Source organism: Streptomyces sp. NPDC040589 (assembly GCF_055594445.1).
This window is the reverse complement of the sequence record NZ_JBVIWP010000020.1, coordinates 1-5,230: the sequence shown is the minus strand read 5'-3', so window position 1 is coordinate 5,230 and position 5,230 is coordinate 1. Positions and strand designations below refer to the sequence as shown.

The window sequence follows — 5,230 nt, the reverse complement described above, 5'->3', positions numbered from 1 at the left end:
CCCCCGGGCCCCCCCCCCCCCCCCCCCCCCCCCCCCCCCCCCCCCCCCCCCCCCCCCCCCCCCCCCCCCCCCCCCGCTCCCCCCCCCCCCCCCCCCCCCCCCCCCCCCCCCCCCCCCCCCCCCACGGCATCGCCCGAGCACGCGGCAACCTGCCATCAGACACCCCCCACGGCGGCCTGGATTCAAGCGCCGCCCGCCGGAGCACACAGCGCCTGGAGATCAGGCGCTGCCCACCGGGGCGCTCTGAGGCTCGGGCTCCTCCTCGACGGCGTGGGCGAGGAAGTCGTCGACCATACGGTGGAAGAGGCCGGCGAGCTGCCGCAGCTCCTCGGGTGACCAGGCGGAGAGGGCCATCTGCATGCCGCGGACGCCGGCCTCACGGACCTTGGCGATGGCCTGCCGGCCGGCGTCGGTGAGCTCGATACGCTGGGCGCGGCGGTCGTCGGGGTCGGGGACGCGGGTGACGTAGCCGGACTTCTGCAACTGCTGCACCGTGCGCGTGACGTGCGAGGCCTCCACACCCAGCCGCGTGGCGAGTTCCCCCGGCCGCAGCGGCTCGGAGTCGGCGACCTGCCGCAGGAGCGCGACGGCGGCCCGGTCGAGCGGCACGCCCGCCAGGGCCATCAGTCGTTCGTGCTGGCGGGCGCGCGTGCTCAGGTACGTGATACGGGTGAGCGCACGCTCGATCTCGATCACTTCCGGGGAGGGGACGTCGGGGAGCGGTGGTGTGGACATGGGAGCCACTTTACCATCTCGTTGCGTAACTCAAGTAAATCATTCGACCAGCCGGATCGCGGCGGCCGGGCAGATCGCCACGGCCTCACGCACCTCCTCCAGGGAGTCCGCCGACGGCCGCTCGTCCAGCACGAAGGCGACGCCGTCCTCCTCGCGCTGATCGAAGACCTCGGGGGCGGCCATCACACACTGCCCCGAGGCGACGCATTTCGGCTCGTCCAGTTCCACACGCATGGCTGTTCTCTCCTCCGGTAGGCGCGTCACCAGGTGACGGGCAGTTCGTAGACGCCGTAGACCGACCCGTCGTGCTTGAACGGCAGGCTCTCCACCGGTGCGGCGAGCTTCAGAGTGGGGATGCGGCGGTAGAGGGTGCCGTAGACGACCTGGAGTTCCATCCGGGCCAGCGGCTGACCCAGGCACTGGTGCACGCCGAAGCCGAACGCGATGTGCCGGCGGGCGTCGCGGCTCAGGTCCAGCCGGTCCGGGTCGGGGAAGGCGGCGGGGTCGCGGTTGGCGAGGTCGTTGGGCATGACCATGCCCTCGCCCGCCCGGATGGTCTGCCCGCCGATCTCGATGTCCTCGAGGGCCGCGCGACGGCGGCCGTTGTGCACGATGGTCAGATAGCGCAACAGTTCCTCGACCGCGGCGGCGACCCGCTTGGGGTCGTCGGTGTCGCGCAGCAGCGCGAGCTGCTCCGGGTGTTCGAGCAGGGCCAGAGTGCCGAGCGCGATCATGTTGGCGGTGGTCTCGTGCCCGGCGATGAGCAGGAGCACGCCCATGCGGGCCGATTCGCTCCGGGACAGTTCCCCTGACCTGACCCGCTCGACGAGCCCGGAGAGCAGGTCGTCCGCGGGGCGGGCCATCTTCTCGCCCATCAGCTCGTCGAGGTAGGCGATGAGCCGCCCGTGGGCGGTCATCCGGTCCTCCATGGCCGCGTCCCGCTTGATGAGGAGCCGGCTGTTCTCCTGGAAGAAGTCGTGGTCCCCGTACGGCACCCCGAGCATCTGGCAGATCACCAGCGAGGGCACCGGCAGCGCGAACGCCTCCACCAGGTCGACCGGGCCGGACTTGGCGAGCATGTCATCGATCAGGTCGTCCACGACCTTCTGCACGCCGGGCCGCATCGCCTCCACGCGCTTGATCGCGAACGGGGCGGTCACCATGCGGCGCAGCCGGGCGTGTTCCGGGTCGTCCATGAGGATGAAGCCGGCGTTGTTCTCACCCCCGCCGGCGGCGACCTGGAGCGGGTATCCGGGCCGGGTGATGTCGGCGCTGACCCGAGGGTCGAGGAGGAGGGCGCGCTGATCCTCGTACCGGGTCACGAGCCAGGGCGTACTGCCGTCCCACAAGCGGACCTTGACGAGCCGGCCCTCGTCCTGCTGCGCGGTGAGGTCCGGGGGCGGGTCGAAGGGACAGCCGGCGGCTCGGGCCATGGGGTACTCGGGGACCGCAGCCGTGCCGGCGAGAGTATCGGCCATGCTTCTCCTCGGTCGTGGGGGGCGCGGAGTGCGTTGTCGAGGCCTCGCTGAGCCCATGCAAACAGAGGGGGCTGACGCCCTCCCGTCAGTCCCCTGACAGAAAGCTGACGTGACCCGGCTCACAGGGCGTCAGGGTTCGAGGTCGGCACGTCCGAGCCAGTAGCCGAAGCCGCGGCGGGTGTGGATCAGCGCCGGTGCCTCCCGGTCGACCTTGCGGCGCAGCCGGGAGACGAGCTGCTCGATCGCGTTGCCGCCGCGCGGGTCGCCCCAGACGATCCTGCCGATCTGCTCCTTGGAGAGCACCCGGTGCGCGTTGACCAGGAGGTGGCGCAGGAGGCGGTACTCCGCTGGGGTCAGGTCGAGCCCTCGCGCCCCGCGGCTCGCCCGGCACCGTGCGTCGTCCAGGACCAGATCGCCGTACCCCAGCCCCTCGGCACGGCCCGGGTCGGGGACCGAGGCACGCAGTAAGACATGGATCCGGGCCAGGACTTCGGCCACGCGGAAGGGCTTGGTGACGTAGTCCGTCTCCCCCGGGCCGAGTTCGGGCAACAGGCTGGGGAGGGAGTCGCACACCGTCAGCAGCAGGACCGGCGGGCGGTGGAGGAGCGCGGCGGGGCGCCGCCTGCCCAACTCCGCCATGTCGGGCATCTCCCCGTCGAGGACGACCAGATCGAACCGCTGCCGCTCGACCCGTGCCAGGGCCTCCGCCCCGGAGTCGGCCAGACTGATCCGGTATCCCGCCAATTCCAGGGTGGTGGACAGCAGTTCCGCGAGCTCCGGCTCCCGCGCGACGACCAGCACGTGCTGCCCGTCCCCGCGCGCGAGCGTCGACGTCTCACGGAGAGTGCCGTACGGCGACGAGGTAGCCATACGGCCACCCTACCGCCCTACTTGCCTAACTCAAGCAATACCGGCTTCACCGGACTCCAGGCATGGACGCCGTTCAGGCGAAAGACGCGGAAAACGCGCGTGACCGCACCCCGGTACGTCCACACCTCAACCCGTGGACCTGCCGCTGATCCCGCCCATGCTCGCCACGTCCGGCACCCTGCCGCCCGCCGCGCAGGACGCGCGCTGGGCCTACGAGACCAAGCAGGACGGCCAGCGCGTGGTGGTCTACCTCCCCGGGGACGGCAGCGTGCTGCTGCGGGCCCGGTCCGGGGAGGACATCACGGCCGCGTATCCCGAACTGCGGCCGCTGGGCACCGCGCTCGGACCCACGCCCGCCGTACTGGACGGGGAGATCCTGGCCCTGGACGAACAGGGCCGTGCGAACTTCCAGTTGCTCCAGTCCCGTATGGGCCTGGCCCACGCGCCCGCCAGGGCGGCGCGGCGGGCGGCGGAGGTCCCGGTCCACCTCGTGCTCTTCGATCTGATGCACCTGGAGAGCCATGCGCTGATCCGGCTCCCCTACGCGCGACGCCGCTCGGCACTGGAGGACCTCGGGCTCGCCGGGCCCTCCTGGTCGACCCCTGCCGCGCTGGTCGGCCACGGCGCCGAGGCCCTGGCCGCCACCCGCGCGCACGGCCTGGAGGGCCTTGTCTGCAAACGGCTGGACTCGGTGTACGAACCGGGGACGCGCTCCCGGGCCTGGATCAAGATCCGCAACATGCGCACCGAGGACGTCCTGGTCGGCGGCTGGCAGCCCGGCAAGGGGCGGCTCACCGGACTGCCGGGGGCGGTGCTGGTCGGGCAGCGTGCCGCGGGGCGGCTGCGGTACGTCGGGAGCGTGGGAACCGGCTGGAGCGAGGCCGAACGGACCGAACTCGCCGGGCTGCTGCGGGCCGCCGCGAGCGACGTCTGCCCCTTCGACCCGGCCCCGCGCGCTCCGGGCGCGCACTGGGTCGTCCCCCGACTGGTCGGCGAGGTCCGCTACAGCACCCGCACCCGGGAGGGCCTGTTGCGGCAGCCGTCCTGGCTGCGGCTCCGGCCGGACCTCGCGCCCGGGGAGGCGGCGGCCGACATCCCGGACGACTTGGTCTGAAGCGGCACCCGGACGCCGGTTGTTGGGCGGTGATTCACTCCTGGGATCCCCACTCCTCTTGGCATGAACGCGTTCACCGTGGAAGCTGAACCTCCCTTTCCCCCACAGCCGTTGGGCTGCGCCCGGACATGAGGAGGACGCAGTGTCGTCACGCCCGTTCGCACACCGCAGGAGATGGTTCACCGGTCTGGCCGGTGCGGCCGCCCTCGTCCTCGCCTTCCCCGCCACGGCCTTCGCCGCGCCGCCGAGGGCGCTGCCCGCCAACGCGGAGTCGCTGGAGCAGACGTACCAGCCCGCCTACGACTACGACACCGACGGCTGCTACTCCACGCCCGCGATCGGCCCGGACGGCACGGTCAACGGCGGGCTCAACCCGACCGGCGCCCTCAACGGCGACTGCCGCGACGCCTCGGACCTCGACAACACCAACGGCTACTCGCGCTCCAAGTGCAACAACGGCTGGTGCGCGATCCTGTACGCCCTCTACTTCGAGAAGGACCAGGCCGTCGCCGGGAGCGGCATCGGCGGCCACCGGCACGACTTCGAGCACGTCGCGGTGTTCGTGCAGGACAACCAGGTCAAGTACGTGTCGACGTCCGCCCACGGCTCGTTCGACGTGCACGCGGCGTCCGCGGTCCGCTTCGACGGCACGCACGCGAAGATCGTCTACCACAAGGACGGCGTCAGCACGCACTGCTTCCGCCTCGCGAACTCGGGCGACGAGCCGCCGGAGAACCACAAGGGCACCTGGCAGTACCCGCCGCTGGTCGGCTGGAACGGCTACCCGGCCGGGGTGCGCGACAAGCTCACGTCCTACAACTTCGGCAGCGCCAACTTCGGCCTGAAGGACGCCAACTTCGCCAACCACCTCGCCTCGGCGAAGCCGTCCGGCATCGCGTTCGATCCCTACGCCTGATGCCGCCCAGCCCTGGCCGAGAGGCCTAGGGCGTGTCTCTTTGACGGGTTGGTCAGTTGATCGGGTGTGTCTGTCCGGTTAGTGATCACTGATGCGATGTGGGATCGGCTCGAGCCG

The 5,230-nt window shown here is 71.6% G+C and carries 6 protein-coding genes; 2 read left to right on the top strand and 4 right to left on the bottom strand.

The annotated features are described in order from the left end of the window. Positions 1–219: 219 nt before the first annotated feature. The 4 genes from ACZ58V_RS41330 to ACZ58V_RS41315 form a co-directional block, all read right to left on the bottom strand. Positions 220–735, bottom strand: coding sequence for a MarR family winged helix-turn-helix transcriptional regulator (locus ACZ58V_RS41330; protein WP_468198223.1), 516 nt, complete (start codon positions 733–735; stop codon positions 220–222). 39 nt (positions 736–774) lie between these two features. Next, entirely contained in the window at positions 775–969 is a 195-nt protein-coding gene (locus tag ACZ58V_RS41325) for a ferredoxin (protein WP_193483710.1), read from the bottom strand. Positions 970–995: 26 nt separating this feature from the next. Then, positions 996–2,213, bottom strand: coding sequence for a cytochrome P450 (locus ACZ58V_RS41320; protein ID WP_471296525.1), 1,218 nt, complete (start codon positions 2,211–2,213; stop codon positions 996–998). 129 nt (positions 2,214–2,342) lie between these two features. Beyond that, positions 2,343–3,083: a response regulator transcription factor gene (locus tag ACZ58V_RS41315; protein ID WP_468198228.1), complete on the bottom strand. Its 741-nt coding sequence runs from the start codon at positions 3,081–3,083 to the stop codon at positions 2,343–2,345. Between the two features lie 133 nt (positions 3,084–3,216). Here ACZ58V_RS41315 and ligD point away from each other — a divergent pair, with 133 nt between their 5' ends. Both ligD and ACZ58V_RS41305 read left to right on the top strand, forming a co-directional pair. Continuing rightward, entirely contained in the window at positions 3,217–4,197 is a 981-nt protein-coding gene (gene ligD, locus ACZ58V_RS41310) for a non-homologous end-joining DNA ligase (RefSeq protein WP_468198230.1), read from the top strand. Positions 4,198–4,339: 142 nt separating this feature from the next. Continuing rightward, positions 4,340–5,113, top strand: a complete 774-nt coding sequence (locus ACZ58V_RS41305) for an NPP1 family protein (protein ID WP_468198232.1) — start codon at positions 4,340–4,342, stop codon at positions 5,111–5,113. Positions 5,114–5,230: the final 117 nt, after the last annotated feature.

Bases quoted from the DNA above. Each gene is read 5' to 3' on its own strand.
- ACZ58V_RS41330 (WP_468198223.1), bottom strand. From the start codon at position 735: ATGTCCACACCACCGCTCCCCGACGTCCCCTCCCCGGAAGTGATCGAG.
- ACZ58V_RS41325 (WP_193483710.1), bottom strand. From the start codon at position 969: ATGCGTGTGGAACTGGACGAGCCGAAATGCGTCGCCTCGGGGCAGTGT.
- ACZ58V_RS41320 (WP_471296525.1), bottom strand. From the start codon at position 2,213: ATGGCCGATACTCTCGCCGGCACGGCTGCGGTCCCCGAGTACCCCATG.
- ACZ58V_RS41315 (WP_468198228.1), bottom strand. From the start codon at position 3,083: ATGGCTACCTCGTCGCCGTACGGCACTCTCCGTGAGACGTCGACGCTC.